The organism is Brevibacterium pityocampae (assembly GCF_039541555.1).
GTDB classification, from domain to species: Bacteria; Actinomycetota; Actinomycetes; order Actinomycetales; family Brevibacteriaceae; genus Brevibacterium; species Brevibacterium pityocampae.
This window is the reverse complement of sequence record NZ_BAABGL010000002.1, coordinates 423,313-449,142: the sequence shown is the minus strand read 5'-3', so window position 1 is coordinate 449,142 and position 25,830 is coordinate 423,313. Positions and strand designations below refer to the sequence as shown.

General features: G+C 70.1%; 30 protein-coding genes and 1 riboswitch. Of the genes, 20 read left to right on the top strand and 10 right to left on the bottom strand.

Going from position 1 to position 25,830, the window contains the following annotated elements; translation table 11 throughout:
* From ABD883_RS02360 to ABD883_RS02320, 9 genes are all read left to right on the top strand, one after another.
* A complete protein-coding gene (locus ABD883_RS02360) occupies positions 1 to 1,644 on the top strand; it encodes a CpaE/TadZ family protein (protein WP_345029531.1) in 1,644 nt (547 codons plus the stop codon).
* Positions 1,644 to 2,048, top strand: coding sequence for a hypothetical protein (locus ABD883_RS02355; protein ID WP_345029529.1), 405 nt, complete (start codon positions 1,644 to 1,646; stop codon positions 2,046 to 2,048). Before ABD883_RS02360 ends, ABD883_RS02355 begins: the two co-directional genes overlap by 1 nt.
* Positions 2,049 to 2,054: 6 nt before the next feature.
* Positions 2,055 to 3,422: a TadA family conjugal transfer-associated ATPase gene (locus tag ABD883_RS02350; RefSeq protein ID WP_345029527.1), complete on the top strand. Its 1,368-nt coding sequence runs from the start codon at positions 2,055 to 2,057 to the stop codon at positions 3,420 to 3,422.
* Positions 3,419 to 4,348, top strand: coding sequence for a type II secretion system F family protein (locus tag ABD883_RS02345; RefSeq protein ID WP_345029525.1), 930 nt, complete (start codon positions 3,419 to 3,421; stop codon positions 4,346 to 4,348). Before ABD883_RS02350 ends, ABD883_RS02345 begins: the two co-directional genes overlap by 4 nt.
* Positions 4,348 to 5,253 carry a type II secretion system F family protein gene (locus tag ABD883_RS02340; protein ID WP_247423515.1) on the top strand — a complete coding sequence of 302 codons (906 nt, stop codon included), beginning with the start codon at positions 4,348 to 4,350 and terminating at the stop codon, positions 5,251 to 5,253. The genes ABD883_RS02345 and ABD883_RS02340 overlap by 1 nt, the downstream gene beginning before the upstream one ends.
* An 84-nt stretch (positions 5,254 to 5,337) precedes the next feature.
* A complete protein-coding gene (locus ABD883_RS02335) occupies positions 5,338 to 6,483 on the top strand; it encodes a sensor histidine kinase (protein WP_345029520.1) in 1,146 nt (381 codons plus the stop codon).
* Positions 6,476 to 7,138, top strand: a complete 663-nt coding sequence (locus ABD883_RS02330; protein ID WP_137318807.1) for a LuxR C-terminal-related transcriptional regulator — start codon at positions 6,476 to 6,478, stop codon at positions 7,136 to 7,138. Before ABD883_RS02335 ends, ABD883_RS02330 begins: the two co-directional genes overlap by 8 nt.
* A gap of 120 nt (positions 7,139 to 7,258) precedes the next feature.
* Positions 7,259 to 8,041 (top strand): Tad domain-containing protein, encoded by a 783-nt coding sequence (locus ABD883_RS02325; protein ID WP_345029515.1) that lies wholly within the window; start codon positions 7,259 to 7,261, stop codon positions 8,039 to 8,041.
* A 240-nt stretch (positions 8,042 to 8,281) separates the two neighbouring features.
* Complete coding sequence (locus ABD883_RS02320; RefSeq protein WP_265809628.1) at positions 8,282 to 8,467, top strand: hypothetical protein; 186 nt, start codon at positions 8,282 to 8,284, stop codon at positions 8,465 to 8,467.
* 142 nt (positions 8,468 to 8,609) lie between these two features.
* Here ABD883_RS02320 and ABD883_RS02315 read toward each other — a convergent pair whose 3' ends face one another.
* A complete protein-coding gene (locus ABD883_RS02315; RefSeq protein ID WP_345029511.1) occupies positions 8,610 to 9,434 on the bottom strand; it encodes a DUF8083 family protein in 825 nt (274 codons plus the stop codon).
* A gap of 26 nt (positions 9,435 to 9,460) precedes the next feature.
* Positions 9,461 to 9,793 carry a hypothetical protein gene (locus ABD883_RS02310; RefSeq protein ID WP_345029507.1) on the bottom strand — a complete coding sequence of 111 codons (333 nt, stop codon included), beginning with the start codon at positions 9,791 to 9,793 and terminating at the stop codon, positions 9,461 to 9,463.
* Positions 9,794 to 10,151: 358 nt separating this feature from the next.
* On the opposite strand from ABD883_RS02310, the gene ABD883_RS02305 reads away from it, so the two are divergent.
* The 3 genes from ABD883_RS02305 (at position 10,152) to ABD883_RS02295 (ending at position 11,741) form a co-directional block, all read left to right on the top strand.
* Positions 10,152 to 10,415, top strand: coding sequence for a DUF3073 domain-containing protein (locus tag ABD883_RS02305; RefSeq protein WP_425548410.1), 264 nt, complete (start codon positions 10,152 to 10,154; stop codon positions 10,413 to 10,415).
* 124 nt (positions 10,416 to 10,539) lie between these two features.
* On the top strand, positions 10,540 to 11,166 hold the full coding sequence (locus ABD883_RS02300; RefSeq protein WP_345029504.1) for a hypothetical protein: 627 nt from the start codon (positions 10,540 to 10,542) through the stop codon (positions 11,164 to 11,166).
* On the top strand, positions 11,163 to 11,741 hold the full coding sequence (locus tag ABD883_RS02295; RefSeq protein ID WP_345029502.1) for an OmpA family protein: 579 nt from the start codon (positions 11,163 to 11,165) through the stop codon (positions 11,739 to 11,741). The genes ABD883_RS02300 and ABD883_RS02295 overlap by 4 nt, the downstream gene beginning before the upstream one ends.
* Positions 11,742 to 11,831: 90 nt before the next feature.
* Here ABD883_RS02295 and purM read toward each other — a convergent pair whose 3' ends face one another.
* The 6 genes from purM to ABD883_RS02265 all read right to left on the bottom strand — a co-directional run bounded on the left by purM (position 11,832) and on the right by ABD883_RS02265 (position 17,964).
* Entirely contained in the window at positions 11,832 to 12,932 is a 1,101-nt protein-coding gene (gene purM, locus ABD883_RS02290; RefSeq protein WP_345029500.1) for a phosphoribosylformylglycinamidine cyclo-ligase, read from the bottom strand.
* 1 nt (position 12,933) lies between these two features.
* On the bottom strand, positions 12,934 to 14,466 hold the full coding sequence (gene purF, locus ABD883_RS02285; protein ID WP_345029498.1) for an amidophosphoribosyltransferase: 1,533 nt from the start codon (positions 14,464 to 14,466) through the stop codon (positions 12,934 to 12,936).
* Positions 14,423 to 14,842: a hypothetical protein gene (locus ABD883_RS02280; RefSeq protein WP_345029496.1), complete on the bottom strand. Its 420-nt coding sequence runs from the start codon at positions 14,840 to 14,842 to the stop codon at positions 14,423 to 14,425. The genes purF and ABD883_RS02280 overlap by 44 nt, the downstream gene beginning before the upstream one ends.
* A 103-nt stretch (positions 14,843 to 14,945) precedes the next feature.
* Positions 14,946 to 16,388 (bottom strand): aldehyde dehydrogenase family protein, encoded by a 1,443-nt coding sequence (locus ABD883_RS02275; protein WP_345029493.1) that lies wholly within the window; start codon positions 16,386 to 16,388, stop codon positions 14,946 to 14,948.
* A 131-nt stretch (positions 16,389 to 16,519) separates the two neighbouring features.
* Positions 16,520 to 16,918, bottom strand: a complete 399-nt coding sequence (locus ABD883_RS02270; protein ID WP_137318795.1) for a sterol carrier family protein — start codon at positions 16,916 to 16,918, stop codon at positions 16,520 to 16,522.
* Complete coding sequence (locus ABD883_RS02265; protein WP_345029491.1) at positions 16,915 to 17,964, bottom strand: asparaginase; 1,050 nt, start codon at positions 17,962 to 17,964, stop codon at positions 16,915 to 16,917. Before ABD883_RS02265 ends, ABD883_RS02270 begins: the two co-directional genes overlap by 4 nt.
* A gap of 74 nt (positions 17,965 to 18,038) precedes the next feature.
* Between ABD883_RS02265 and purD the strand changes: the two genes are divergently transcribed.
* Genes purD through ABD883_RS02250 form a run of 3 tightly spaced genes read left to right on the top strand, consistent with a single transcriptional unit; the run spans position 18,039 to position 20,824 of the window.
* Positions 18,039 to 19,352 (top strand): phosphoribosylamine--glycine ligase, encoded by a 1,314-nt coding sequence (gene purD / locus ABD883_RS02260; RefSeq protein WP_345029488.1) that lies wholly within the window; start codon positions 18,039 to 18,041, stop codon positions 19,350 to 19,352.
* 52 nt (positions 19,353 to 19,404) lie between these two features.
* Entirely contained in the window at positions 19,405 to 20,307 is a 903-nt protein-coding gene (locus tag ABD883_RS02255; RefSeq protein WP_345029485.1) for a phosphoribosylaminoimidazolesuccinocarboxamide synthase, read from the top strand.
* Between the two features lie 31 nt (positions 20,308 to 20,338).
* Positions 20,339 to 20,824, top strand: a complete 486-nt coding sequence (locus ABD883_RS02250; RefSeq protein ID WP_345029482.1) for an arsenate-mycothiol transferase ArsC — start codon at positions 20,339 to 20,341, stop codon at positions 20,822 to 20,824.
* 77 nt (positions 20,825 to 20,901) lie between these two features.
* On the opposite strand, the gene ABD883_RS02245 is transcribed toward ABD883_RS02250, so the two are convergent.
* Positions 20,902 to 21,429: a hypothetical protein gene (locus tag ABD883_RS02245; RefSeq protein WP_345029480.1), complete on the bottom strand. Its 528-nt coding sequence runs from the start codon at positions 21,427 to 21,429 to the stop codon at positions 20,902 to 20,904.
* Between the two features lie 126 nt (positions 21,430 to 21,555).
* On the bottom strand, positions 21,556 to 22,170 hold the full coding sequence (locus ABD883_RS02240) for a hypothetical protein (RefSeq protein WP_345029478.1): 615 nt from the start codon (positions 22,168 to 22,170) through the stop codon (positions 21,556 to 21,558).
* Positions 22,171 to 22,521: 351 nt separating this feature from the next.
* Here ABD883_RS02240 and purS point away from each other — a divergent pair, with 351 nt between their 5' ends.
* From purS to ABD883_RS02215, 5 genes are all read left to right on the top strand, one after another.
* Positions 22,522 to 22,860 carry a phosphoribosylformylglycinamidine synthase subunit PurS gene (purS, locus tag ABD883_RS02235; RefSeq protein WP_345029476.1) on the top strand — a complete coding sequence of 113 codons (339 nt, stop codon included), beginning with the start codon at positions 22,522 to 22,524 and terminating at the stop codon, positions 22,858 to 22,860.
* A gap of 65 nt (positions 22,861 to 22,925) precedes the next feature.
* Complete coding sequence (gene purQ / locus ABD883_RS02230; protein WP_425548413.1) at positions 22,926 to 23,639, top strand: phosphoribosylformylglycinamidine synthase subunit PurQ; 714 nt, start codon at positions 22,926 to 22,928, stop codon at positions 23,637 to 23,639.
* Between the two features lie 77 nt (positions 23,640 to 23,716).
* Complete coding sequence (locus ABD883_RS02225) at positions 23,717 to 24,913, top strand: DUF6882 domain-containing protein (RefSeq protein ID WP_345029474.1); 1,197 nt, start codon at positions 23,717 to 23,719, stop codon at positions 24,911 to 24,913.
* Positions 24,914 to 25,004: 91 nt separating this feature from the next.
* Positions 25,005 to 25,071, top strand: a riboswitch (guanidine-III (ykkC-III) riboswitch).
* Between the two features lie 12 nt (positions 25,072 to 25,083).
* On the top strand, positions 25,084 to 25,398 hold the full coding sequence (locus tag ABD883_RS02220) for a DMT family transporter (protein WP_137318788.1): 315 nt from the start codon (positions 25,084 to 25,086) through the stop codon (positions 25,396 to 25,398).
* The gene (locus tag ABD883_RS02215; protein WP_137318787.1) at positions 25,399 to 25,785 is read left to right on the top strand and encodes a DMT family transporter; all 387 of its coding nucleotides are present in this window, start codon (positions 25,399 to 25,401) and stop codon (positions 25,783 to 25,785) included.
* Positions 25,786 to 25,830: the final 45 nt, after the last annotated feature.

Genomic DNA, 25,830 nt, shown 5'->3' with positions numbered 1-25,830 from the left:
ATGGCACGTGCTGTCATCCTGTCGACCGATGAGCAGAGGGGCTGGGACATCCGCCAGGCGCTCGGCGCCTCCGATGTCGACACCCTGCAGGTCTACACCACGAGCCACGCGCTGCTCCACGGCCTGTCCGCCAATACCGACATCTCCCCCGACATCCTGGTCGTGGACGAGAACTGCGCGCCGATGCCGATGTGGGACCTCGTACGCGAGGTTGCCTCGCGCACTCCTGCGCTCGCGATCCTCGTCGTCCTCGCCGACCCGGCACCGGAGGACTTCGCCGCAGCACTCGACAACGGTGCGCGCGGCGTGGTCCGGTACCCGCTGAGCTACGAGGAGGTCAGCTCACGGGTCGAGAACGCGGTGGCATGGTCCGCCTCGGTCAAACAGGCGGTGCAGAAGCGGTCCGAGAACGAGACCGCAGTGCTCGGCGGCCGACTCGTCGCCATCGCCTCCTCCAAGGGCGGCGCCGGCAGTTCGAGCGTCGCGCTCCACCTCGGGCTGGAGACTGCGCGATCCCGGCCCGGCGACCGGGTGGTCGTCGTCGACCTCGACCTGCAGAAGCCCGATCTGTCGATCCTCCTCGACATCCCGCGGTACCGCGGCATCACCGACCTTCTGCCCGTCGTGGAGGAACTCACGCCCCGCCACCTCCAGGACGTCGTCCATGAGCACGCTTCCGGGCTGTCGCTGCTGCTCGGCCCCCAGCACGGCGAACGCGGCGAACTCGTCACCGAGTTCGCCGCCCGGCAGATCCTCGGAATGCTCGTCTCGCGCTCGGATGTCGTCATCGTCGATGTCGGATCAGTCATGGGCGAGGCGAACTCGGTCGCCGTGGAAATGGCGGACGAGGTCATCGTCTGCGCCACTCCGGACGTGCTCAGCCTGCGCGGAGTGCAGCGCATCACCGAGCTGTGGAGCCGCCTGTCGATCAGGGACGGCGGCCCTGTCAAGGCACTCCTCAACAAGGTCGACAAGAAGAGCGACCTCCAGCCCGAGACCGCGCGCAGGATCGTCACGGTCCCCACTCTCAGCACCTCCATCCCCTATGAATTCGCTTCCCTGGAACTTGCGGTGAACCGCAGGGACCCCGAACTCGCCGGCGCCGCCTGGTCGAGCAGAATCGAAGATCTAGGAATAGAGATGTCTCTCATCCCCTCGCACTCCCTCGATGACCGAAGCAGCAGACCCCGATTCCGTTCCGCGAGCCGCAGCACCCGGACCGAGACCGCCCCCGATGCTTCAGACGTCGCCGCAGCTGCTCCGGCCCAGCCCGACTCCCGTGCCGCGACGACGGGCCGATCGCGTTTCCGCTCCGACCGAGGTGCCGTGAGCATCGAAGCCGTCGGGATCACTGCGCTGTTCGCCCTCTTCACCGCCATCGCTTTCCAGGTCCTGCTGGTGGGCGTCACCGCGATCTTCGCGAGCAACGCAGCGAACGAGGGCGCCCGCGCGGCCGCTGTCGGCGCGAGCGCCTCACATGCTGCGCACTCCCATACTCCACAGGGATGGCGCGATGGCCTCCAGGTGAGAGAATCGCCCGGACGGGTCTCGGTCGAGCTCAGCACGCCCCTGCTCGTCCCCACCACCGAAGGGTTCGATCTGACCATCCCCGCGAGCGCCGGAGTCGTGAAGGAGCCGTACTGATGATCACCCGCATGCATGCCGCACTCGCACGGCTCCGCGCCGGCCGGCAGGCCGAGCACGGCGCCGTGAGCATCGAGTTCCTCGCCGGCTCCGTCGTCGTGTTCGCCGCTGTCCTCATCGGCCTGCAGGCACTGCTCGCCATGCACTCGCTGTCGCAGGCGAACTCCGCAGCGCGGAACGCCGCCCGCGCCGAATCGATCGTCGCCGGGAGCGGAGTCGCCGCAGGCAACTCCGCCGTCTCGGAATCACTGCGCGCCGGGACCACGACATCCTGCGCGAACGCCGCGGAGATCCGCTGCACCACCACCGTCAGCGTGCCTGTGCTCAACATCAGCTGGCTCGAGGAGCGCGTGCCTCCCATGCAGGTGTCGCGCACCGCTGTATTCCCACGGACGGAACCCTGACCTCGGATGGCACTTCTTCGCAGAGCACAGCAGCAGGCCGATGTCGCCGATGTCGCCGACCCCGGTGGCGAGAAGCTCACGAGCGTGCAGCTCGCCGTGCGCCAATACCGTCGGCTGCTCCTCGAGGAGATCGACCTCGACGAGCTGAGTAAGCTCGACGCCACACAGCGACGGGTCCGGCTCGAGCGCGTGATGAGCCACCTCATCTCCCGCGACGGCCCGGTGCTCTCCGCCCACGACCGACAGGTGATCATCCGACGCGTGGTCGACGAGGCCCTCGGTCTCGGTGTCCTCGAACCCCTGCTCGCCGACCCCACGGTCACGGAGATCATGGTCAACGGGTATCAGAGCATCTACGTCGAGCGCCGGGGCAGGCTCGAGAAGCTCGATGCGACCTTCACCAATTCGGCGCAGCTCATGCAGACGATCGACCGGATCGTCGCCGGGGTCAACAGGCGAGTCGACGAGTCTTCCCCGATGGTCGACGCCCGACTGCCTTCCGGCGAGCGGGTCAACGTCATCGTCCCGCCTCTCGCTCTCGACGGCCCCACCATGACGATCCGTCGATTCCCCACCCCGTTCACGCTCGACGACCTCATCACCAAGGGCTCGCTCGACGCAGCGACGCGCGATCTCCTCACCGCCTGCGTCAGGGCGCGCTTCAACATCGTCGTCTCCGGAGGCACCGGCACCGGCAAGACCACGATGCTCAACGCCCTCTCCGGACTCATCCCTGACGGTGACCGCATCGTCACGGTCGAGGACTCCGCCGAGCTCCAACTCCAACAGCCGCACGTCATCCGGCTCGAATCGCGCCCGGCCAACGTCGAGGGCAAGGGCGCGGTGACGATCCGTGATCTCGTGCGCAACAGCCTCCGCATGCGGCCCGACCGGATCATCGTCGGCGAGGTCCGCGGCGGCGAAACCCTCGACATGCTGCAGGCGATGAACACCGGTCACGACGGCTCCCTGGTAACGGTGCACGCCAACAACGCCACCGACGCGGTGTCGCGACTGGAGACGCTCGCAAGCATGAGCGAGCTCCCGATCCCGTACGAGGCGCTGCGCGATCAGATCAACAGCGCCGTCGATCTCATCGTCCAGCTGTCGCGCGGGGCCGACGGCAGCCGGCGGATCCAGGAGATCGCGGCGGTGACGTCGCGGAGCCGGGCCCAGTTCGAGCTCACTCCCCTCGTGACGTTCCGGGCGAACGCGCTCGGCGCGGACAGAGTGGTCACCGGCGAGTTCGCCGTCCACCCGATGCCGTACCACCTGGCCCATCGCATGTGGCTGTCCGGGTACGAGCTCCCGACGACCTACCCGATCGCCCCTGATCCGGAGACCGGACAAGCGCGCCCGGGCACCCACTCATGAGGGAACTCGTCATTCTCGGCGCCCTCTTCGGAGTGCTCGCTGTCGCCGCGATCGGCTCCTCGGCCTTCATGGTCGGCTCACTCGAGAAGCGCGAGCTGGTGAGGAACCAGACCGAGACCTACCGGCGGAGCTTCCGGGCGCGCTTCGTCACCCCGGTGAATCGTTGGTTCATCGGCACCCGCATCGGCCGACGGCTCGACGACCTCATGCTCCAGGCCAATGTCACGCAGCTCACCCCGGTCGAGTTCGTCCTGATCGGCCTCGTCATCGTCGTCGTGGTCGGCCTGAGCCTCAACACCGTCATGGCGACCTTCTACGCCGTCATGGCCGGGGTGCTCATCGTCGTCGCAATGGTGTACGCGCTCACCATCCTTCGTCACAAGCAGCGGGAGAAGTTCATCGCTCAGCTCCCCGAGTTCGCCCGCATCCTCGCCAACGCGACCGGCGCGGGGCTGTCCATCAACACCGCGCTCCACATCGCCGGCACCGAACTGTCCGACCCGGCCGGGCGCGAGATCCGCCGGATGACGAACGAACTCGACCTCGGAACGCCGATGGACATCGCGTTCGAACGGCTCGAGCGGCGGCTCCCCGGCAAGGATCTCAGCGTGCTCGTGTCCACCCTCGTCATCGCCCACCGCTCCGGAGGATCCCTCATCACAGCACTGCGCGACCTCTCACTCGCGCTCGAGGACCGCAAGGAGACCACCCGAGAGGTCCGCACACTCGTTGCGGAGGCGAGCTACACCGGGTACATGGTCGCCGGCCTCGGAGTGGGTCTGGTCATCATCCTGTCGCTCACGTACAACGACCTGCTGCTCGACCTGACGAGCACGGTCATCGGACAGATCGCGATCGTCATCACCACGGCGTCGTACATCATCGGGATCGTCGCGATCAATCGGCTCACACGGGTGAAGCTCTGATGTGGTCCCTGGCGTTCGGTATCGCAGCACTGCTCATCGCCGGCCTGGCCATGCGCGGCTACGCCCTGGTCAAGACCGACCCGCTGGCTAAGCTCTCGCCCCAGGACCGTGCTCTCATCACCACCTCCGCCAAGCGGAAGCGACGACAGACCGGCCCGCTCGACAGCCTCGCCGCGGCGATCGCGCCCGATGTGGCCAATCTGCTCGGGCCCGCGTACCGACGCTTCGCCAGCGACCGGATCGTCCGGTCCGGCAACGCCGACTATGCGGACTTCCGCCAGTTCATGCAGCAGAAGTGCAAGCTCCTCCTCATCGGTGTCGTGCCGGCAGTGCTCATCAGTGTCCTCGTCCAACCGCTGCTCGGGGTCGGTTTCCTCGTGGCGCTCTTCTTCATCGCCGATATCAGCCTGGCATCGAAGGCATCCGAACGGCAGGAGCAGATCGAGGACGCGCTCCCGGATTTCCTCGACGTCCTCGCAGTGACGGTGTCCGCCGGCCTGTCCTTCCGGGCCGCGCTCGAACGCGTCATAGAAAGGGTCGAAGGGCCGCTGAGCGACGAGCTCCGCCTGACCCTCCGGCAGATGGACGTCGGGCAGTCCCGCAGCGAAGCCTTCGCCGCACTCCGCAGCCGCACCACCTCGGAATCGCTCGAGTCCTTCGTCACCGCTCTCCTCCAGTCCGAGGAGCTCGGCTCCCCGCTGTCCGATGCGCTCGACCAGATCGCCCTCGACATGCGACGCGTCACTGCACAGCGCGCGCGGCAGAAGGCGTCCAAGGCCAATCCGAAGATCTCCGCCGTCGTCACCCTCGTCATGGTCCCCGGCACCATGGTGCTCATCATGGTGAGCATGTACTTCGTCGCCGGTATCGATTTCGGAGAGATCCTCTCCAATCTGCAGGGATGACCGGACATGAGACAGCTGTCGCTACCGGAGACTGATTCCCGCACACACCGTGACATCACGGCTACCAGTCGGCGACCTGGTGCCGTGCTCCTGCAGTCGGGGAAGATCGCCCTGCTCCTCCGCCTGCTCTGCGCGTTCCCCGTGCTGCTGAGCTGGCGCTCCGACCGGGCCCCGGTGGTCGAGGTCGTGCTCGTGCTCGTCACCACGGTGCTGTCCGGTGTGCTCATCATCTGGTGGTCGCGCGTCGTCCCGTTCCTGCTCCGCCACCCCGCAGTCGTCCTCGTCGACATCATCGCCTCCCTGGCGCTGCTCGCACTCCAGGGGCCCGATTCCCCCTTCGTCGCCTACATGTTCAGCTCGGCTCTCCTCATCGGCATGCTGTACGCGTACCCAGGGCGCGAGCTGCTGTCAGCCCTGCTCATCACCGGCCTCACCGCAACGGTGTTCCTCGACCGCCTCGCTGACCCGACGCGCTCGGACGGGCCGGTCGATGTGTCTCTCGTCGGCTCGATCGTCGTCATCGTCATCGCAGTGGTCATCGGGAGCTCGCTGCGCACCCTGCAGTCCCAGGTGGACGCCTCTCTCGTGGTGGCGCAGCAGTCCGCCCGCGACGCCGCGCTCGGGGAAGAACGCTCTCGCCTGGCGCGCGAGCTCCACGACTCGCTTGTCAAGACGCTCGTCGGCATCGGGCTGCAGGCGAAGGCGCTCGCCATGACCCAGCCCGGAGCGCAGCCGACCGCCCGGTCGATCAGCGAAGCCGCCGCCGATGCGGTCGCGGAGTCGCGGAGGATCCTCACGAACCTCCGCACGGATTCGACGCCCTCGCTCAACACACTGCTCCAGCGGACCGCAGAGGAGATCGGCGTGCTCCACGGGGTTCCCGTCGATGTGCGGCTGAGCCACAATCTGCCTTTCGATGAGAAGCACCGGCACAACATCTGCAAGGTCGCCGAGGAGGCGCTGACGAACGCCGCGCTCCACTCCTCCACCGAGCGGATCGATCTCACCACCCACGTTCACAGCGGGGTGTTCGAACTCGTCGTCACCGACCACGGCCGCGGATTCGCCAAACATGATCGCACCCGCCAGGCCGAGGGACATTTCGGCCTCGCAGGCATGGAGGAGCGTGCTGCGCAGATCGGTTCCTCGCTCGCGATCAGGTCGCGACCGCGCCACGGGACCACCATCACCCTTCGTCACCGGATCCCAGAGGAGGTCATCGATGTCTGAAGCACTGCGGGTGCTCATCGCCGACGACAACAGAGTCGTGAGAATGGGCCTGGAGCAGATCATTGATTCGTCCGACGGGCTCGAGCTCGTCGGCTCGGCGTGCGACGGGCAGGAAGCGATCGACCTCGGCGAGCGCCTCCGTCCCGATGTCTGCCTCCTCGACGTCCGGATGCCCCGACGGGACGGCGTGTCGGCGGCCCGTGAGCTGTCGCAGATCACCACCGTCGTCATGCTCACCCACAGCGAGGAGTCGGAGATCATCGAGGGCGCGCTGGAAGCAGGGGCGAAGGGATACGTCGTCTACCACGAGCTCGATGTCGAGGGGCTCTCGCACGCGCTCCGCTCCGTGGTTCGCGGCAGCATGCTCATGTCGTCGACCGCAGCCGATGTCATACTCTCGAACCACACGCGCCGCAAACAGACCGACTCGGACCACATCCCGGAGCACTCGGGCGGATCCGCACCGTTCGGACTGAGCCGGCGTGAGCACGAGGTCATGGAGCTCGCCGCAGACGGACTGACCAACAGACAGATCGCCCAGCGCCTCTTCCTCAGTGAGAAGACCGTGAAGAACCACATCAACCACATCTTCTCGAAGCTCGACGTCGCGAACCGTGCAGAAGCGGTGAGCGTCTGGTTCAAGAAGCTCCGATGAGACAGGGGAAGAGATGCGCTCCTGGACCCGGTCCTGGGCCCCTGTGCCCTCCCGATTCCGCTCTCAGACGTGGACAATGAAGACGTACCCTGCTCGCTCCCCGAGGACAGTATGATCCCCATGCTCCGCTTACGCGCCCTCCGGCCACCCCCGTCCCTCTTCGACCTGCGCCGCCGCGACCCCGAATCCGGCCAGGTCTCGATCGCGCTCGTCCTCGTCTCGGTCGCCGTCATCGGCGCCTCGCTGCTGTTCATGATCTTCGGTGAGGCCGTCGATCGGAAGACCGAGGCGCAGAAGGCGGCGGACTCCTCGGCGCTCGCCGGCGCCGAGGCCGCCCGCGGCAACTGGATCACGGCTTGGTTGGGCGGGCAGTCCATCACTGTCAGCAAGCCCACTCCTCCGCCGCCACCTCCGCCCCCGCCGCCGGCGGACCCCTCGGACCCCGATCCTCCGCCTCCCCCACCTCCACCGCCGGAGGACGAGGAGGAGGAGATCTTGTTCACCTTCGTCGCCCCGGACCCCTTCTGGGCGGCAGCGGGGTGGACGGGATACCCCAGCGCGAGCAGCTTCGCGGCGAAGAACGACTCGGTGATCCTCACCCAGTACCAGGTCGAGTCACCGCGCACCATCGCTGTGGACGTGTCGACCCAGTCCAAGGCCGTCAAGTCTCCGCAGGGCAAGAAGATCCAGGAGACCCTCACGGCGCCGGGCAGCGCAGCCGCCGAGGTCCGTACCCCGCCCGGCCTGACCTGCATGCCCGAGGGAATGCCGAGCCTCGAGGCGTGGACGCTCGTGTGCACGAGCATCTACGGGTCGGCCCGCGCCTATTATGTCGGCCCGACCTATATCTCCCACGACCACGATGCCTTCGAACGGATGTTCAAGATCAAGCTCGTCGAGTGAGCATTCCCCACCTGCCACGAGGGCACCCGGCTCCGCGCCGGGTGCCCTCAGTCCATTCATCCCCCACAGCGCTCCCGTCCACCAGTCGATCGCCCGCACGAGCGCACTGCCCCCCGGGGGCCCATTCGGCTGGGCCCAATCGCTTTGGGTCCACTCCCGGAACCGGAGACCCTTCTGACGCTCACATCGACCCGGCAGACTGAAGTCACAAGCTCGGCAACGAACCGAAAGGACTTCACCATGAACGCTCTCACCAAGATGACCCAGGCCATCCGCACCAACCGCGAGACCGGCGCCGTCTCGATCGAGTACCTCGCGATCGCCCTCGTCGTCGCTGTCGTCGTCGGCATCGTCATCGCAGCCGCCAGCGGCATCGATCTCACCGGCCCCTTCCAGGAAGCCGTTGATTCGATCTTCGCCAACTGACCCCCACCCCTCGAACACCCACCATCCCCGAAAGGCACCCGGTCCCCCGGGTGCCTTTCGCATTCACCTGTGCTTCCTCACCACCCGATCGAGTCGTAAGCGGCACCCGGCTGGTTCTACTCGGAACACCGGACCGCCCGGCTCAGCTGCTGCGGGCGTAGAGCCCGAGCATCTCCCACATCCGGGTGTAGCGGGTGAAGGCCGCTCCCGCGCCCTCGCGGTCGTCGGCGTCGAGGCTGTCTACCCAGTCCGCGACGAGCTCCGCCCCGGTGTCCGGCCACAGCACCTCGCTCATCCCGCCGAGGTCGAGCTCGAGGATCGAATTCATGTCGAACCCGTCGAGCCACTCGGAGAACATCTCCGTCGACTCGACGACGCTGACGAGCTTCGACTTCTCCTTGATGACCTCGAGCGCCCAGTCGACGCGGGAGGAGGCGGTGAGGATCGGCGTGCGGATGCGGATCCGGAAGCCTTCGTCACCCTCGCCGATGTCGTCGCTGATGACCTGGTCGCGCTGCGGGTCGAGGGCGAGCCACCACACGGGCGACACGTCCCACGCCGAGGTGCGGGTGAACACGCGGGTGTCGGGGTCGTCCTGCATCCATTCGACCCGGTGGGCGGCCGCCCGGCGGCGGGCGGCCTTGGGCACGATGAGGTCGAGCTCGCCGCGGGTGCTGTTCTCCGCGAGCGCCTCGAGCGCATGCCACGACCGGATGTCGTCCTGCACCGGGCACACCCGGTCGAACTCGTCGCCGGCGTCGGCGGCGGGCATGAAGATCGGCGTCCCGCGGTAGGAGTCGGCCACCGGGTCCGGCGGGATGCTGATGAGGCGGATGTCGGCGTCGGCGGCGACGAGTCCGGCGATCGCGTCGCGGTTGTCCGACACCGGGAAGTCGGCAAACTCCGGGTGCACCACGCACGGCTCGAACACCCGCAGCCTGATCTCGAAGTCACGCTCGTAGGCCATGGCCCAACCCTATGCGAGAACCGCGCTCAGCGAGCCTTCCACCACCGCAGGTCCCCGTCCGCCGTCTCCTCGACGGCGACCCGGACCGGCTCCGGCAGGTCGAACCGGAAGCCTCCGGACTTCGCAGCCTGGGCCGCCTGCCGCCGCAGCTCACCGGTCGGCAGGTTGAAACGGGGATTGAGGGTGTCGTAGATCGTCGACCCGAACAGCTGTCGGAGCACCACGCTCGGCAGCGCATCCACGACCCTGTTGTCCGCCATCCGCTCACCGACCCGGGTCCGCTCCCGGATCACCGGGGCCGCACTCAGCAGGCTGTCGTCGCCACGCAGTCGCGGGTTGCGCGCGTAGTGCACGATCACCGCGACGATCTCCCCGTCCCAGACGCACAGCGGGCCGGAGCACGGGGAGGAGGAAGCGCCGGCCCGGAGCGAGCAGGGCGGCAAGGGCGAAGATGCCGATGAAGACGATCATTCCCACGTCCAGCGCCATCGCTCAGCCCCACAGCGAGAGCGCACCAAGTGCTCCCAGGCGCAGCAGGACGAGGTATCGCTTCCGGGAATAACAGGTTCGGGGGTGCATGATTCCGCAGTGTAGACCGCTCCGTCGAACCGCCGTGCGCCCTGTGGAAGCCGACCGCACAGGCCACCGCACACTGTCCACAAGGCCGTCCGAGGAATGGCACATCCTATCCCGACCGGGTAGGATTCCGGGGTAGAGATGACAACCAAGATGCCGGGGTTCGCGCACAGTCGCGTCCTGGACCGACGACAGAGGGGGTCGACGCCTGTGGGTCGCGGCCGCGCTAAGGCGAAGCAGATCAAGGTTGCCCGTAAGCTCAAGTACTACAGCCCGGAGACCGACCTGACTGCTCTGCAGAGGGAACTCGGCGGATCGACGTCCGAGGAGGACGGCGACCCCTTCGACGAGGAGCCCGACTACTCCGAGTACGCCGACAAGTACAACGACATCGACGACGACTGAGCATTCGTCCGTCCACCTGACACGCTCCGACTCCGACCCGGCGGTTCCCCGACCGCCACGAGGATGGCCCGCTCCCTCCGAAACCCGTCCGAATCACTCTCCCCTTGAGCGAAAGCATTCCCCGATGCGCAGAATCCCCTCGGTCCGACCCACCACCGCGATCGCGTCCCTCGCACTCGTCCTGAGCCTCGGCGCCTGCTCGCTCGGATCCGACGACACCGTTGCCGACAAGCGTTCACCCGACGACACCTCGGTAGCCGGTGAGTCCCCCTCCGCAGCACCGTCCGGTGAGCCCGGCTCGCCGGAGTCCGCCGGACTGGACCCGAACAACCTTCCCGAGCCGGTAGCGTCCGCGACGGTCCCCGCCCGCGCCGGAGAAGGCGATCAATCCGATGCGACGATGACCGTCGAGCTCCTCGGCCTGTCCCGCGAGGGCAGGACCGTCGTCGGACAGTTCGCCTTCACCATCGATGCCGCCGCCGGCTCCGAACCCAACCATCTCTACCACTATCTCGGCAACAGCGGGTGGGCGCCGTTCTTCATCGACAACACGAACCTCAAGCGCCACCGGGTGCTCAGCGACTCCAGCGGTGTGATCCGCGCCCAGACCGACTACCAGGGCGGGAAGTTCGGCCCAGGGCAGACGTTCTACGCGTTCGCGGTCTTCGCAGCACCACCGGAGGACGTCACCGAGGTCGACGTCGCCATGGTGGACGGGGCGCCGCTCGCTACCGGGATCACCATCCAGTGAGCGCCGCACACGACTTCCGCACCCCGTTCCTCGGCGCTGCCGCGGCTGCACTGCTCGTCCTCACCGGGGCGGGCAGTGCTGCGATGGCCTCCCCGACGACCCTGGCGGATGTGGGGGAACCGAGCCAGACCGAGCTCGACGACAGCATCGACGACCTCGACGAGAACACGACCGACCTCCTCGAGAACACCGCCGAGGTCGAGACCACGGAGACGGACGGGTCGGAGACGACGATCTCGCTCTCGTCCGACATCCTCTTCGACTTCGATTCCTCGACGGTCAAGGACGCCGCGAAGACCAGGATCCGGGAGCTCGTCGCCGACATCCCGGACGGCGCCCGCATCGAGGTCCACGGCCACACCGATTCGAAGGGCGACGACGACTACAACCAGTCGCTGTCCGAGGACCGGGCGCAGGCGGTCGCCGATGTCATCTCCGATGAACGGTCCGACGTCGAGCTCGATGTCGAAGGATACGGCGAGACCCAGCCGGTGGCCCCCAATGAATCCCGCGGCGAGGACGATCCCGACGGTCGGGCTGAGAACCGGCGGGTCGAGATCGCCTACGAGGGCTGAGCGACCGCCCGCACCCAGCGCAACTGATCCCCGTTCCGCGCGGACCTGTGGTCGCGCAGCACGGCAGACCCAGCAGCCGAAGGCGGCGCCTCAGTCGAGGAGGATCGCAGCTCCGCCGTCGACGCCCTTGGCGCCCTGCACGTAGTACTCGTCCCCGGCCAGCGCACGGTCGTCGGCGGTGACCTCACCGAGCACCCAGGCACCGTCCACCGCGGCGAGCACGGCGTCGACGGACTCCCGATCGACCACGAGGACCATGCCGACTCCGAGGTTCCATGTGCGCTCGCGGTCGATGCGCGGCACGGAGCCGAGCTCGCCGAGGACGTCGAACACCGCCGGCACCGTCCAGGTGGAGCGGCACATGGTGGCGAGCAGTCCCTGCGGGAGCACGCGCGCGATGTTCGCCGACAGCCCGCCGCCGGTGACGTGCGACATCGCGTGCACCGCGTCGGGCTGTGCGGCGAGCAGCTCGAGCAGCGGTCCGGAGTAGACGGTCGTCGGGACGAGGATCTCCTCACCCAACGTCCGGCCGAACTCGGGCACCTCACGATCGAGGCCCCACCCGGCGTCGGCGATGATGCGCCGCACCAGGGAGTAGCCGTTGGAGTGCAGGCCCGAGGACGGCAGGCCGACGAGCACGTCACCGGCGCTCACGCGGTGCGCGCCGAGCACGCGAGAGGCCTCGACCACACCGGTCGCCGCACCGGCGACGTCGTACTCGTCGACCCCGAGCAGGCCGGGGTGCTCGGCGGTCTCCCCGCCCACGAGCGCGACCCCGGCCGAGGCGCACGCCTCGGCGATGCCGCGCACGATGTCGGCGATCCGCTCCGGCACCACCCGTCCGCAGGCGATGTAGTCGGTCATGATGAGAGGCGTCGCCCCGCACACGACGATGTCGTCGACGACCATGCCGACGAGGTCGAAGCCGATGGTGTGGTGGATGTCGAGGGCCTGCGCGATCGCGACCTTGGTGCCCACCCCGTCGGTCGAGGCCGCGAGCTGGGGCCGCTCGTAGTCCTTGAGCATGGAGACGTCGAAGAGTCCGGCGAAACCGCCGAAGTCCCCGACGACATTCGGGCCGTGGGTGGCCGACACGGCGGCCTTCATGAGCTCGACGGCCCGGTCGCCGGCCTCGACGTCGACGCCTGCGGAGGCGTAGGTGGTGCCCTGTGCTGCGCTGTCCTCGGTCATGTCAGCAGCTCCTCTCCGGCGCCTGGCTGTCCGGGATCCTGATCGGGTACTCCCCGGAGAAGCAGGCGGTGCACAGCTCGCTGCGCTCCTGCTGGGTCGCGGAGATCATCCCGTCGAGCGAGATGTAGCCGAGCGAGTCTGCGCCGAGCGACTGGCAGATCTCGTCGGTGGTGAGTCCGTTGGCGATGAGCTCGGCACGGGTCGCGAAGTCGATGCCGTAGAAGCACGGCCACTTGACCGGCGGGGAGGAGATGCGGATGTGGATCTCCCGGGCGCCGGCCTCGCGGAGCATCCGCACGAGGGCGCGCTGGGTGTTGCCGCGGACGATCGAGTCGTCGACGACGACGAGCCGCTTGCCCTCGATGTTCTCCCGCAGCGGGTTGAGCTTGAGGCGGATGCCGAGCTGCCGGATCGTCTGCGAGGGCTGGATGAAGGTGCGGCCCACGTAGGCGTTCTTCATCAACCCCTGCCCGAACGGGATCCCCGACTCCTCCGCGTAGCCCACGGCAGCCGGCGTCCCGGATTCCGGGGTGGCGATGACCATGTCCGCGTCGACTGGGTACTCGCGGGCGAGCACCCGGCCCATCTCCGTGCGGGCGGAGTGCACGGTCTTGCCGGCGAGGATGCTGTCCGGGCGGGCGAGGTAGACGTACTCGAACACGCAGCGGGCGAGCTCGGGCTCGGCGAAGGTGTACGAGCGCAGGCCGTCCTCGTCGATCGCGATGAGCTCGCCGGGTTCGACGGCGCGCACGAACGAGGCGCCGACGATGTCGAGCGCGGCGGTCTCGCTCGCGACCACCCAGCCGCGGTCGAGCCGGCCGAGAGCGAGCGGGCGCACGCCGTGGCGGTCGCGGGCGGCGTAGAGCGTGTGCTCGTCCATGAACACGAGGCTGAAGGCGCCCTCGAGCTTGGGGAAGAGCTCGAGCGCGACCTCGGTGAGGTTCTCCCCCGTGCCGGAGGCGAGCAGCTCGGTGATGAGCGAGGTGTCGTTCGAGGAGTCGCGGTGGCCGCGGGTGCGATTGGTCTTCTGCGTCGCCTGCTTGACGGTCTCCTGCCGCACCTCCTGCCGGGTGTCGGCGAGCTCCTGGAGCTCGAGGAAGTTCGTCAGGTTGCCGTTGTGGCCGAGGGCCACCGTGCCGAAGCGGGTGGGCCCGAGCGTCGGCTGCGCGTTCTCCCACGTCGAGGAGCCGGTGGTGGAGTAGCGGGTGTGGCCGACGGCCATGTGCCCGGGCAGCGTCTCGAGGTCGTTCTCGTCGAACACCTGGGACACGAGTCCCATGTCCCGGTAGACGATGATCTGTTCGCCGTTGCTCGCCGCGATCCCGGCCGATTCCTGGCCCCGGTGCTGGAGGGCGTAGAGGCCGTAGTAGACGAGTTTGGACACCTCCTCGCCCGGTGCCCAGACCCCGAACACACCGCATTCGTCCTGCGGCTTCTTGTCCTGGGGGTCGATTTCGTGAGTCAGCTGTCCGTCTGCGCGTGCCACGCCGTCATTGTCCCACAGTGCGCGGGGCCTCGGGGCCGCGACCGGCATCCGGGCCGGGCCCCTCCGCGGGCGCCTCGGGAGCGTTCGGGGCGGCATCCGCGGCCGAGGCGGGTGTCGAGGAGTCCGCGGCACGGCGCCGCTCCGGCTCGTACTCGGCGCCCACGGCGAAGGTGCGGGCGCGCTTGACGCTGCGCCGGTCGACGAGGAGCGCGACGATCGCGCCGAGGAAACCGCCGATGATCCCCACCACGACCATGAGCATCCAGACTGCCGAGCCCTGCGTGACCTGGGTGGTGAGGGCGCTCGTGTCCACGGGCAGGAGGCTGAGGACCAGTCCCACGGTCATGCCGAGGACGACCCCGACGATGATGAATGCCGAATACCGTGGACTCCGTCTCACCGAGACGTCGATGGTGTCCTTCATGAACTCCCCTGGGCTGCCGTCGTGTGCGCCCCCGAGTCTAGTCCACCGGGCTCGGCGAGCTCGTCGGTGCACCGGTCTCCGCGGGCCCGTCGGCACCGCCGGCTCAGAGCTTGATGACGACGGTCTTGGTCTGGGTGTACTCGTCGAAGGCCTCGATCGACTTCTCGCGCCCGTAGCCGGATTTCTTGAAGCCGCCGAAGGGCAGCTCGACTCCGCCGCCGGCGCCGTAGGTGTTGACGAACACCTGGCCGGCCTCGATCGCCGCGGCCATTCGGTGCGCCCGGCCCACGTCCCGCGTCCACACCGCGGACACGAGCCCGTAGTCGGTGCCGTTGGCGAGCGCGATCGCCTGCTCCTCGTCGTCGAACTCGGTGGCGACGACGACGGGGCCGAACACCTCCTCGCGGGCGATCTCCGCGGCCGGGTCGACGTTGTCGACGAGCGTCGGGGAGAAGAACGCGCCCCCGGCCAGGTCCTCGCCGAGGTCGCTCGGCGCGCTGCCGCCGGTAATGATCTCACCGCCGCTGAGCCGGTCGAAGAAGCCGGCCACGCGCTCCTGCTGCTTGACGGACACGAGCGGGCCGAGCATCGGGTCATCGGCCCCGCGGCCGATGCTCACCTTCCCGAACTCCGCGGCCATCTTCTCCACCACCTCGGCGTGCACATCCCGGTGGACGAGCAGGCGCGCGCCGGCCGAGCATGTCTGCCCGGCGTTCTGGAGGATCGACCGCACGAGGCTCGGGATCGCGGCGTCGACGTCGGCGTCGGCGAACACGACGTTCGCAGACTTGCCGCCGAGCTCGAGCACGGTGGGCACCACGCGGTCGGCCGCGGCGTGGGCGATGAGCGAGCCGGTGGCGGTCGAGCCGACGAACCCGAGGTGGGCCACCCCGTCGTGCGCGGCGAGCGCGGCCCCGGCCTCGGAACCGAGCCCGGTGACGACGTTGAAGGCGCCGGCAGGCACCCCGGCGCGGTGGACGAGCTCGGCGAGGCGCACGGTGGTGCGCGGGGTCTCGTCCGCGGGCTTCGCCACCGCGCAGTTGCCGGTGGCGAGCGAGGAGGCGGCGGCCCGGCCGATGAGCTGGAGCGGATAGTTCCACGCGACGATGTGCCCCGTCACGCCGTAGGGCTCGCGGCGGGTGTAGGCGTGCATGCCCGGGTCGAAGGGGATCGTCTGCCCGTAGTACGACTCGATGGTGTGCCCGTAGAACTCGAAGTAGCGGGCGCAGGTGTCGGCGTCCGCGTAGGCCTGGGTGAGCGGCTTGCCGGTGTCCTCGGTCTCGAGGCGGGCCAGTGTGTCGCGGTCCTCGCGGACGAGCCGGGCGATCTCGACGAGGAACCGCGAGCGCTGCTCCGGCGAGGTGTTCCGCCACTCGCGCTGGGCGCGGGCGGCGGCCGTCACGGCCCGGTCGACGTCCTCCGCGGTTCCCCGGGAGACCCCGCCGAGCGCCCGGTTGGTCGCCGGGTCGATGTTGTCGTAGGTGTCCCGGGCGGGCACGGAGCGGCCGTCGATGAACGAGGAGGTCGGAGTCGTCTGCGCAGTCATGGCCTCATTGTCCTCGCGCACCCGGGGCGCGGGCAACGACCCGCCGCATGCTGGACGGGCGGGCCGGGCCGCACGGTTCGGTTCGGTTCGGAGCGAGGCCTCGCGGGCCGGCAGCCGCCCCGGAGCCGCGCTCAGCTCGGGAAGAGCTCGGCGGCGTCGAACAGCGGGGTCACCGCGGTGAGGTCCGCGCGCGTGCCCGAGGCGCTCATGCGTCCGGCGGCGAGCGCGGCGGCGAAGTCCGTCTCCCCCACCGCGACCTCGAGCCAGGCCTCGGGGTCCGCCTCGACGACGTTGGGCGGGGTGCCGCGGGTGTGGCGGGGACCGGCGATGCACTGGGTGACGCCGAAGGGCGGGATCCGCACCTCGACGGAGTTGCCCTCGTTGCGCGCGGCGAGCTCCTCGAGCGTGAACCGCACGGCGGTGGCCAGCGTGGTGCGCGGGGCGGGTGCGGCGCCGGTGCGGCGGGCCTGCACCCAGGCGACGAGCGCCTCGTGCCCGGCGGCCGGGTCGATGCGGCGGCGGATGCTCATCGCCGGCCCAGCTGCTCTGCGGCGGTCAGCACGGCCGAGGAGGAGCGCAGCGCGCCGACGACCGCGGGCTCCCCGTCGCCGCCGATCCCCCCGGTCACCCGGTGGTCGAGCTCGGCGAGCACCGGCACGACCTGCTCGGCGGGCAGGGCGCCGGCGGTGACGAGGAGCTCGAGCGCGACCATCGTCGTCGGCCGGCTCGAGCCGTCGAGGCACTTGACGGCGACCGCGTGGCCGCCCGGGGTGCCCATGACCATGACGCCCTCGGCGCCGAACTTCGCGAGGATGCCGAGCTTCTCGATGACGACGGAGTTCGGTCGGCCGTGCCCCTCGATGGCCCACGGGTGGGCGAGCACGGCATCGCGCAGGGTGCGCGCGTGCTCGGTGGTGCCGGCGGCGAGCCGCCCGATCCCGGCCGCCAGCCGGGTCAGCGGCAGCGCGTGGACCGGGGCCCCGCAGCCGTCGACCCCGACGAAGTCGGACGAGCCCCCGCAGTACTCAGCGACGGTCGCCGCGACCTGCCGCTGCACCGCGGAATCCGGGTCGAGGTAGGCGGCGGTGTCGTGGCCGCCGAGCTGCTGGGCCATGAGGAACGCCGCGTGCTTGCCCGAGCAGTTGAAGTGGAGCGGGGACACCAGGGTGCCGTCCTTGCGCACCCGCATCCGGTCGCCGCGGTCCGCGGGCGCGACGGCCGGGCACTGCAGGTCCTCGGGCCCCAGGCCCACGGAGTCGAGCATCCCGGCGACGACCTCGACATGGCCCTCCTCCGCCCGGTGGGATGCCGTGGCGAGCACGAGGGACTCTCCCGCCAGCGGCACACCCATCTCCAGGCAGGCGAGCGCCTGGAGGGGCTTGAGGCTCGAGCGGGTGAGGACCGGCTCCGCGGGCGCGCCGAGCTCGATGAGCGGGGCGCCGTCGGGGTCGACGACGACGGCGGAGCCGAGGTGGCGCGACTCGACGAAGCCGGAGCGCTCGATGACGGCGAGCTCGACGGCCGCCGCGGCGGAGAAGGTCTCGGAGGTCGGGGGGTGCGTGCTCTGTGGGCTCATGGGTCCACACTATCGGCGGGCGCCGCCGGCCGTCCGACGCCCGGTTCGGGAGCCCGCCGTACTAGTCTGGGGGCGTGAAGGTTCTCGTCATCGGGCCCGGTGCCCGCGAACACGCCCTGGCCGCCGCGCTGTCCCGCGATCCGCAGGTCGACGCCGTCATCGCCGCGCCCGGCAACCCGGGCATCGGGCTGCTGTGCGAGACCCGGCCGCTCGACGCCACCGACCCGCATGCTGCGGTCGCGCTCGCCGAGGAGCTCGACGTCGACCTCGTCGTCGTCGGTCCCGAGGCCCCGCTCGTCGCCGGAGTGGCCGATGCGCTGCGCGCCGCCTCCTTCGCGGTGTTCGGCCCCGGCCAGGAGGCCGCGGCGCTCGAGGGCTCGAAGGCCTACGCCAAGGACGTCATGGAGGCCGCCGGCGTGCCCACCGCCGCCGCCGTCGTCGCCACCACCGTGGACGAGGCCGCCGCCGCACTCGATCGGTTCGGCGCCCCGCACGTCGTCAAGGCCGACGGGCTCGCCGCCGGCAAGGGCGTCGTCGTCACCGAGGACCGCGCCGCCGCGCTCGCCCACGCCGAATCCTGCCTGAGCGTGTCCGACCGGGTCGTCATCGAGGACCACTTGTCCGGGCCGGAGGTGTCCCTGTTCGTGCTGTGCGACGGCACCACCGCCGTCCCGCTCGAGCCCGCCCAGGACTTCAAGCGCATCCATGACGGCGACGCCGGCCCGAACACCGGCGGCATGGGCGCCTACTCGCCGCTGCCGTGGGCCCCGCCCGGGATGGTCGAGGAGATCGTCGCCCGCGTCGCCCAGCCGGTCGTCGACGAGATGGCCCGCCGCGGCGCCCCGTTCGTCGGCCTCCTCTACTGCGGGCTCGCGCTCACCCCGAAGGGCCTCCGGGTCATCGAGTTCAACGTGCGGTTCGGCGACCCGGAGACCCAGTCCGTGCTCGCCCGGCTCGAGACTCCGCTCGCCCAGGCGCTGCTCGCCGCCGCGGAGGGCCGCCTGGCGGTCTTCGGACCACTCTCCTGGTCGCGCGAGGCCGCGGTCACCGTGGTCCTGGCGGCCGCGGGCTACCCCGAGGCGCCGCGCACCGGGGACCCGATCGCAGGGCTCGAGGAGGCCGCCGCGCTGCCCGGCGTCATGGTTCTCCACGCCGGCACCGCCACCTCGCCCGCGGGCGAGGTCGTCACCGCCGGCGGGCGCGTGCTCTCCGTCGTCGCCACCGGGGAGGACCTCGCCGCCGCCCGCGAACGCGCCTACGAGGCCGTGGGCCTGATCTCCTGGGACGGCGAGCAGCACCGCACCGACATCGCGCGTGCGGCCGCGGCCGGAGAGGTCGCCGTCCCGGCCGGGAGTTCCGCACCCGGCGGGGACTCCGACCCCACCTGATACCCCCGCCGCCGGCGCACTCCGGCACCGCATCCGACCCGAAGGAACGCCCATGATCGACACCGAGCACCCCGACATCCCCGACTGGACGCACGTGTACTCGGGCAAGGTGCGCGACATCTACGTCCCGGCCTCCGTCGGCACACTCGAGGGCGCCGACCGGATCCTCATGGTCGCCTCGGACCGGATCTCCGCCTACGACCACGTGCTCGCCTCGGAGATCCCGGACAAGGGCGTCGTCCTCACGGGGCTCACCCTGTGGTGGTTCGACCAGCTCGCCGACGTCATCGGCAACCACGTGACCTCGACCGAGGTGCCTGCCGAGGTGGCCGGGCGCGGCATGGTGTGCCGGCCGCTCGACATGTTCCCCATCGAGTGCGTGGCCCGCGGCTACCTCACCGGGTCCGGCCTCGCCGACTACCGGCGCACCGGCGCGGTGTGCGGGGTCCGCCTGCCCGCCGGGCTCGGGGAGTCCGACAAGCTCGAACCGGCGATCTTCACCCCGGCGACGAAGGCGCAGATCGGCGACCACGACGAGAACATCGGCTTCGACCGGGCCGCGGAGATCGTCGGAGCCGCGGAGGCCGAGGAGCTGCGCGACGTCACCCTGCGGATCTACACCCGCGCGGAGGAGATCGCCCGCGAGCGCGGCATCATCCTCGCCGACACGAAGTTCGAGTTCGGGCGCGGCCCGGGCGGCACGATCCTGCTCGCCGACGAGGTGCTCACCCCGGATTCCTCCCGCTTCTGGGACGCCGCGGCCTACGCGCCCGGCCGGGTCCAGGTGAGCTTCGACAAGCAGTTCGTCCGCGACTGGCTGACCTCCGAGGCCTCCGGCTGGGACAAGGACTCCGGGGACGCCCCGCCGGAGCTGCCCGCGGAGATCATCGAGAAGACGCGCGCCCGCTACGTCGAGGCCTTCGAGCGCATCACCGGCGAGACCTTCCCCCTCTGAGCGGTCCCGGGAGCCGACGATGAGAACGGTGATGTTCGTATGCACCGGCAACACGTGCCGCTCCCCCTTCGCCGAGCGCCTCGCAGCCCTCCTCGACCCCTCCACCCGGTACACGAGCACCGGCACCCACCTGCTCGCCGACCTCGGCATCGACCCCGCGATGGCGGCGTGCCTGACCCGGCTCGGCGCCTCGACGGCGGGTTTCACCCCCACGCAGCTCGACGCGGACCGCGCGGCCGGGGCCGATCTCCTCGTCTGCCTCACCCGCTCCCACCGTGACTTCGTCGTGGACACCTGGCCGGAGGCGGCCGCCCGGACCGTCGTGCTGCGCCCCTACGCGGAGCTCGCCGCCGCCGGAACGGTCGAGGCCTGGGACCCGCCGGGCGCGTGCGTCGAGGTCCCGACGCGCGGATACCTCGACGATATCGCCGACCCCTACCGGCTGGGCCGCGACGAGGCCGAGCGCGCGGCGGCGGAGATCGAAACCGCGCTGCGCACGGTGCTCGGGCTGGGGTGACACAGCAGCTCGGCGACGGAGGTTCTCGTGCTGCCGGCGGGTTCAGACGGTCGGTGGGCACGGCGCACCGCGCGGGATCACGGTGAGGCCAGGTGCGCAACGAGGAACACGGCGAGCACTTCGCGCTTGTCCGGTGCTCGCTCCACCAGCCCATCGAGCCACTGCCGGATGGTGACGTCCGGAATGGTGGGATTCACCGGAAGGGACAGGTCGAGCTTCGGCGATGAGAAGAACGCGGCATAGAGCTGTCGTCTGTCCTCGTCCGCGTCGGCCCGCGTCAGGGCGGCCAGGTGGATGACGAGCCGGCCGCGCCGCCCGCGATAGTTGACGCTCGCCCCGGCATCGACCAGGCGCTGCGCAAGCTCGCCGTCGTGCTCTCCGAGCCTGCGGTGCGCGCCCAGCAGGATCGAGAGCGTCGACTGCCCGGAGGCGACCGGGGAGGCGTCGGCTCCGTCATCGAGGAGCCGGCGGGAGATCTCCCACCGCGCCTCCGCATCGCGATTGCCGAGCGCTTCGACGAGCAGCTCGGACGTCGCGTTCCCGTCGTACTCGGCGGAGAAGGCGGAGAGGTCGCCGTCCTTCGCTGATCGCTTCGCAGTGGGCACGGGGATCTCACCTCCGCCAGAGCACGAGCGGGTGCGGACGACCCGGCTGACCCGGCTGACACGGCCGATACGGTCGCGCAGCTGCGCGTCCTGGTATCGGCCGCTCCAGGGTGCCCGACACCGCGGTCACTGCTCGAGGTAGGTGAGGACGGCGCCGGCGAGTTCTCGCGCCCGCTCCCGTGTGTCGGCGCCCCCGGTCGCTGCGGCGGTGACCACCAGTGTGCCGCTGCGTACGACGACCTGCGACACCTCGCCCTCTTCCGACGAGGCGGCCTGCGTCATCGTGCTGTGGATACCGACGGCGCTGTCGGCACCGTCGACCTCGACGTCGAATCCTTCGATGGTGGATTCGGAGACAGGCTCGCCATCGTGCAGAAGGCGCATCTCAGGACATTCCGCGACCATGCCGGAGAACATCGATTCATGGGACTCCGCATCGGAGCCCGCAGCATGGCTCGAGATATCGACGCGCATTCCGCCTTTGGCGCTGAGACCAGCGACGGTCGGCGCCTCGGTGCCGTCGAGCGAGCTCAGCGCATCGTCGAAGAATGCTGCACACGATTCCGGCTCGATCTCCGGACGCTGTTCCTGACTTCCGAACTGGGCGAATCCGAGCGTGGATTCGGCGAAGGTGAAGTCATCGAACTCATTGAAGGTGAATCCGTTCGCTGCCGCGAGCAGGTCGCTCGTCGACCCGAACTGGTGGGCGCCGGCACCGGAATCGGCACCAGGTGTGGTCATCGCGGTCTCCTCTGCCGATGTGCCCGGGTCGTTCGGTTCGGTCCCGTCGGGACCCCCGGCGGAGCATCCGACGAGCGCCAAGGACAGTGCCGCAACGGCTGCGCCGCACCTTACGATTCTCCGCATCCTGTCGTCTTCTCCTCGGGTTCGACATCATCGGGCTGTCTGCTGTCTCGACTGTATCGGATGCTCCTGCGGCAGGCTCCGAGATCGGAACGGGTTGTGTCCGGCACCGGTGCCGGACACCGCGCTCCCGACGATCCTCGGCGTTGGTAGACTCGCTGGTGTTCGGCGCGCGATCGGGGCGCGCCATCCAGCGGTCCGCCGCACCTGCGAGATTCAAGGAGCACCATGGGACGTGTCGTCGTCGAAGTCATGCCGAAGCCGGAGATCCTCGACCCCCAGGGCAAGGCGATCGGCTCGGGCCTCGACCGCTTGGGGCTCACCGCCTTCACCGATGTCCGCCAGGGCAAGCGGTTCGAGCTCACGGTCGACGGCGAGGTCACCGAGGAGATCCTCGCGCAGGCCCGCGAGGCCGCCTCGACGCTCCTGTCCAACCCGGTGATCGAGGACGTCGTCGCGGTCGAAGCGGCCCCCGACGCCCCCGAGCCCGCCCACCCGGGCACCCCGGTGGGCGCTGCCTCGGACTCCGTCGCGGAGGCGAACGACGATCCGGCCGGTTCCCGGTGAGCGGCGACCGCAGCCGGTACACCGCCGGCGGACCCCTCATCGGTGCCGCCGAGTCCACCACGACGCTGCCCGGCGCCGAGGGCGCTCGCGTGGGCGTGGTGACGTTCCCCGGCACGCTCGACGACCGCGACGCTGCCCGCGCCGTCACCCTGTCCGGTGCTCGTGCCGTGCCCCTGTGGCACGCCGACACCTCGCTCTCCGACGTCGACTCCGTGATCCTGCCCGGCGGCTTCTCCTACGGCGACTACCTGCGCTGCGGGGCGATCGCCCGCTTCGCCCCGATCATGGACGCCGTCATCGACGCCGCGCACGGCGGGATGCCGGTACTCGGCATCTGCAACGGGTTCCAGGTGCTGTGCGAGGCCCACCTGCTGCCCGGTGCGCTCGTCCGCAACGACACCCAGCAGTTCATCTGCCGCGACCAGGTGCTCCGGGTGGAGAACGCCGGCACCGCGTGGACGAACAGCTTCACCGAGGGCCAGGAGATCATCATCCCGCTGAAGAACGGCGAGGGCGGCTTCATGGCCTCCGAGCCCGTGCTCGACGAGCTCGAGGGGACCGGCCGCGTGGTGGTCCGCTACGTGGGCAGCAACCCGAACGGCTCGCGCCGCGACATCGCCGGGATCACCAACGAGCGCGGCAACGTCGTCGGCCTCATGCCCCACCCCGAGCACGCCGTGGAACCCGGCTTCGGGCCGGACACCGCGGACGGTCTGCGCAGCGGGGTGGACGGCCAGGGCTTCTTCACCTCGGTCATCCGCACCCTCGTCAACGCCTGAACCCGGGCCCGGGCCGTGCCCGGACGCGGGACTCCGGGTGCCGAGCTCCGCCCCGGTGAGTCCAGTACCCTGAGATCATGAGCGATTCTCTGCAGAGCCTCGTCAACCGGGCCATCTTCTTCTCCACCGAGATGCAGACGCGATTCGGCCTGCGGATCGCCGACGCCGAGTGGGAGGTCGACTTCTCCGAGAACCCGCGGCTGGCGTTCACCGGCGAGCACCCGCTCACGCTCACCGCGCACCTCATCGGCACCGAGGCGGATTCCCCGCGCACCTGGCACTGGGGCTGGGACAACGTCAACGAGTTCCCCGAGCCCGTCGTCGCGCGCTCGCACGAGGTCCGCAGGCTCGGCGCCGCGCGGGGCATCGGTGAGCTCACCACCGACGAGTTCGACTCCGACGACGAGCTGCCGCTGCGGCTCGTCCTCGCCGCCAAGGAGCTCACCGGAATCTGGGCGCACTACCCGGCGGCCGCCGGCGGGGGCACCGTCGTGTGGATGCTCGTCGAGTCCCCGGAGCTCGCGCTCGACGCACCGGATATCAAGTCCCTCGTCCGGTCGATGGCCCAGGGCCTCACCGAGACCACGGTGACCGACCACGTCGAGGCCCTCCAGGCCTATGCGGAGCACCGCGGATTCCCGCTCGTCATGCGTCCGGACGGCACCCTGCGGGTCCTCGCCGCCGACGGCTGGGCCGACGTCACCGTCGACGAGCAGCGCCGCATCACCAACTGCCAGGTCCACTCCCCGCTCGAGGGCGAGGCCGCCGAGGAGTTCGCCGCCGCACGGTCCGCCGTCTCCGGGGAGCCCGGAGCGACCTCCGAAGGCACTGTCCCGGCACCCGCCCCGACCCCGGCCGAGGCGCCGGCCGAGACCTCCGCCCCGGTCGAGTCCCCTGTCGAGGAATCTGCCGAAGCACCGGCCGCACCCGAACCGGTCGAACCCGCTCCGGCACCCACCGCGCCCGAACCCGTCGAACCGGCACCGGACGTCGAGCAGCCGGCCGAGGACACCGCGCCCGCTCCGGAATCCCCGGCTGCGGAGACCGCCCCGGCGCCCGAGCCGTCCACCGCCGCCGAGGCGCCCGCCCCGGAGCCGCAGCCGGAACCGCGCCCGGCCCCGGTCGAGCCCTCCGCACCGGAACCCGCTCCGGAACCGGCCGACAGCGCACCCCGCCCCGCTCCCGAACCGACCGCGGATCGCCCCGCGGATGCCCCGGCCGAGGACGCGGAGCCGCGCAAGAAGGGCTTCTTCCGCAAGCTGTTCGGCCGCTGAGGCGAGCGTGTCCGCGCGGGTCGTCCAGCACTCCCGGTCGAGCGGCCCGGCCGCGCGTTGCCGCCCCGGACCGGGATCGGTATCCTGAGTCATGGAGCCCGGCACCAGGGCTCGCGGACGAGGGAGCAGTACCCGCACCACGACAAGACTGACTCATAGGAGAGTTCGTCATGGCGTGGTTCGTCCTCATCGTCTCCGGCATGCTCGAGGCCGTCTGGGCCTCCGCGCTGTCGGCCTCGCACGGCTTCAGACGCTGGAAGCCCACTCTCCTCTTCATCGTCTCCGTCACGCTGAGCATGGCCGGCCTCGCCTGGGCGATGACCTCGCTGCCCACCGGGACCGCGTACGCGGTGTGGGTGGGGATCGGCGCCTCGCTCACGGTGCTCTGGGGATTCGTCACCGGGCAGGAGCGCGCGACCGTCGCACGCGTGCTGCTCCTCGTCCTCCTCATCGGTTCCGTCGCCGGCCTCAAGGCGGTGAGCTGAATGCCGTGGCTCGTCCTGCTCCTCAGCGCTGTCTTCGAAGCCGTCTGGGCCACCGCGCTCGGCATGTCCGACGGCTTCCGCGCACTTCTGCCCACCGTCGTGTTCGCCGTCGCCGCCGTCATCAGCATGCTCGGCCTCGGCTGGGCGGCCAAGCACATCCCGATCGGCACCGCCTACGCCGTGTGGACAGGAGTGGGCGCCGCACTCACCGTGGGCTGGGCGATGGCCACCGGCACCGAGGCGATCTCAACCGGGAAGATCGTCTTCATGTGCGGGATCATCGGCGCGGTGATCGGGCTCAAGCTCGTCCCGAGTCCCCGGGCCGCGCCCGCTCCGGGAGCGTCGGACGAGGCACCGACCGCCGACGGTCCGGCGCAGAGCGGCTGAGCCGCTGAACGCGCTGGCCGCTGCGTGACCGAGCCGCTCAGCGTG

Bases quoted from the DNA above. Each gene is read 5' to 3' on its own strand.
- ABD883_RS02315 (WP_345029511.1), bottom strand. From the start codon at position 9,434: ATGGCCTACGAGCGTGACTTCGAGATCAGGCTGCGGGTGTTCGAGCCG.
- ABD883_RS02330 (WP_137318807.1), top strand. From the start codon at position 6,476: ATGTCTGAAGCACTGCGGGTGCTCATCGCCGACGACAACAGAGTCGTG.
- ABD883_RS02240 (WP_345029478.1), bottom strand. From the start codon at position 22,170: ATGACCACACCTGGTGCCGATTCCGGTGCCGGCGCCCACCAGTTCGGG.
- ABD883_RS02255 (WP_345029485.1), top strand. From the start codon at position 19,405: ATGATCGACACCGAGCACCCCGACATCCCCGACTGGACGCACGTGTAC.
- ABD883_RS02340 (WP_247423515.1), top strand. From the start codon at position 4,348: ATGTGGTCCCTGGCGTTCGGTATCGCAGCACTGCTCATCGCCGGCCTG.
- ABD883_RS02275 (WP_345029493.1), bottom strand. From the start codon at position 16,388: ATGACTGCGCAGACGACTCCGACCTCCTCGTTCATCGACGGCCGCTCC.
- ABD883_RS02325 (WP_345029515.1), top strand. From the start codon at position 7,259: ATGCTCCGCTTACGCGCCCTCCGGCCACCCCCGTCCCTCTTCGACCTG.
- ABD883_RS02225 (WP_345029474.1), top strand. From the start codon at position 23,717: ATGAGCGATTCTCTGCAGAGCCTCGTCAACCGGGCCATCTTCTTCTCC.
- ABD883_RS02305 (WP_425548410.1), top strand. From the start codon at position 10,152: ATGACAACCAAGATGCCGGGGTTCGCGCACAGTCGCGTCCTGGACCGA.
- ABD883_RS02220 (WP_137318788.1), top strand. From the start codon at position 25,084: ATGGCGTGGTTCGTCCTCATCGTCTCCGGCATGCTCGAGGCCGTCTGG.
- purF (WP_345029498.1), bottom strand. From the start codon at position 14,466: ATGCCGGTCGCGGCCCCGAGGCCCCGCGCACTGTGGGACAATGACGGC.
- ABD883_RS02345 (WP_345029525.1), top strand. From the start codon at position 3,419: ATGAGGGAACTCGTCATTCTCGGCGCCCTCTTCGGAGTGCTCGCTGTC.
- ABD883_RS02250 (WP_345029482.1), top strand. From the start codon at position 20,339: ATGTTCGTATGCACCGGCAACACGTGCCGCTCCCCCTTCGCCGAGCGC.
- ABD883_RS02320 (WP_265809628.1), top strand. From the start codon at position 8,282: ATGAACGCTCTCACCAAGATGACCCAGGCCATCCGCACCAACCGCGAG.
- ABD883_RS02350 (WP_345029527.1), top strand. From the start codon at position 2,055: ATGGCACTTCTTCGCAGAGCACAGCAGCAGGCCGATGTCGCCGATGTC.
- ABD883_RS02280 (WP_345029496.1), bottom strand. From the start codon at position 14,842: ATGAAGGACACCATCGACGTCTCGGTGAGACGGAGTCCACGGTATTCG.
- ABD883_RS02355 (WP_345029529.1), top strand. From the start codon at position 1,644: ATGATCACCCGCATGCATGCCGCACTCGCACGGCTCCGCGCCGGCCGG.
- ABD883_RS02215 (WP_137318787.1), top strand. From the start codon at position 25,399: ATGCCGTGGCTCGTCCTGCTCCTCAGCGCTGTCTTCGAAGCCGTCTGG.
- purM (WP_345029500.1), bottom strand. From the start codon at position 12,932: ATGACCGAGGACAGCGCAGCACAGGGCACCACCTACGCCTCCGCAGGC.
- ABD883_RS02270 (WP_137318795.1), bottom strand. From the start codon at position 16,918: ATGAGCATCCGCCGCCGCATCGACCCGGCCGCCGGGCACGAGGCGCTC.
- ABD883_RS02265 (WP_345029491.1), bottom strand. From the start codon at position 17,964: ATGAGCCCACAGAGCACGCACCCCCCGACCTCCGAGACCTTCTCCGCC.
- ABD883_RS02360 (WP_345029531.1), top strand. From the start codon at position 1: ATGGCACGTGCTGTCATCCTGTCGACCGATGAGCAGAGGGGCTGGGAC.
- ABD883_RS02300 (WP_345029504.1), top strand. From the start codon at position 10,540: ATGCGCAGAATCCCCTCGGTCCGACCCACCACCGCGATCGCGTCCCTC.
- purS (WP_345029476.1), top strand. From the start codon at position 22,522: ATGGGACGTGTCGTCGTCGAAGTCATGCCGAAGCCGGAGATCCTCGAC.